The following is a 1,462-nucleotide window of genomic DNA, read 5'->3' on the forward strand; positions in this document are numbered from 1 at the left end:
TTAATGTGGAAGACACCTACCCGCAGACGTGACAGTGCCTGACCTGAGGCTGGCCCGAACCTGAGAGGCGGCCTGGCGATGAAATCAGGCGGCTGCTGGCGTGGCGATGAAGCCGTGTTTGCGCAGCATCTTGATCCAGCGCGGCGCATTACGCTGAACGTTCAGCGCCTCGTAGTCGACCTCCTTGTCCTGGTAGTGGGTGCCGTTGGCCAGCATGGCGTAGACGGTACGCAGCATCTTGTGGGCCAGCGCCACGACCGATTTCTTGCGGCCTTTGCGGATGGTCAGTGCGTCGAATTTGGCCTTGAGCGCGCAGCGCGTTCGGGCCGCAGCCTGGGCGAACTCGCACAACAGCCTTCTGACCCAAGCGTTGCCTTTGCGGATGCGCCCGGTCTTGCGCTTGCCGGCGCTTTCGTTGTTGCCCGGGCAGATACCCACCCAGCTGGCCAGCCGCTCGGCGCTGCCGAAGACGCTCATGTCCGCGCCGATCTCCACCAGCAGCATGGCCGCACCTTGCTCGTCGATGCCGGGCAGGGTCTGTAACAGCTTGAGCTGCGCCTGCCAGGGCCGCAGGCCTTCGAGCAGGTACTGATCCAGCCGCGCAATGCGCTGCTCGATCTGCTCGATGTGCTGCATGATCTCCTGGGCCACGAAGCGGTGCACGGCGCTGAACTGCTCGGTGCCGCATTCGTTCGTGTCTAAGGCCTCGAACAGCTCTTCTCGGCTGGCCCGCAGTCGGCCCTTGCAGTCCAACACCTCGTGGATGGGCTTGCCTGCGATCAACGCCTTGACCATGGCGCGGCTGCTGGCGCCATGGATGTCGGCCACCAGCACGTTGATGCGGATGCCCGCGTCCACCAGCACCTTGTGCAGTCGGTTCTTCTCGGCACTGCACATGCCCACCAGCTTTTGGCGCTGACGCGCCACCAGACGGAGTTGGCGCATCTGCAGCGGTGGGATGAACGACGCGCGCAGCAAACCCGCCCGCGCCAGCGTGGCCAGCCACTGCGCATCAGCCATGTCGGTCTTGCGACCGGGCACGGCCTTGACGTGCCGGGCGTTGACCACCCACGCGATGATGCCCACCGACTCCAGGGCCGCGAACGGGCTCTTCCAGTACACGCCCGTGCTCTCCATCACCACCACCTCGGGCCGAATCTCCAGCGCCCACTGCGCCAGTGCGCGGCGGTCGCGTTTGAAGGCACCGAAGTCGCGCTTGGTGACCTCCACACGGCCGTCGTCATGCTCGACGACTGCGCACGCGGTGATCTTGGCTTGGTGAACATCCAGCGCGATCACGCGCTTGTGCATCGGGGTCAGATCCATTGCATATCTCCTGCAGCTTGAACAACAATCACAAGCGTGCGGGCCCGCGCAGGTGCCGCCGACCAACGGCCTGCCGGGCAAGCCCGGCGGCTCTCTTTAATGTGGGCTGTCAGGCGCCCGGGTTCCGCAAGGAACT

The 1,462-nt window shown here is 65.0% G+C and carries 1 protein-coding gene; it reads right to left on the minus strand.

Annotated elements, in window-relative coordinates:
• Positions 1-84 precede the first annotated feature (84 nt).
• The gene (locus ACOVRJ_RS12575) at positions 85-1,326 is read right to left on the minus strand and encodes an IS110 family transposase (RefSeq protein WP_422044191.1); all 1,242 of its coding nucleotides are present in this window, start codon (positions 1,324-1,326) and stop codon (positions 85-87) included.
• Positions 1,327-1,462: the final 136 nt, after the last annotated feature.

This window comes from Roseateles sp. (assembly GCF_049240545.1).
GTDB lineage: Bacteria > Pseudomonadota > Gammaproteobacteria > Burkholderiales > Burkholderiaceae_C > Paucibacter_A.

Coding starts and splice junctions, on each gene's coding strand:
- ACOVRJ_RS12575 (WP_422044191.1), bottom strand. CDS start 1,326: ATGGATCTGACCCCGATGCACAAGCGCGTGATCGCGCTGGATGTTCAC.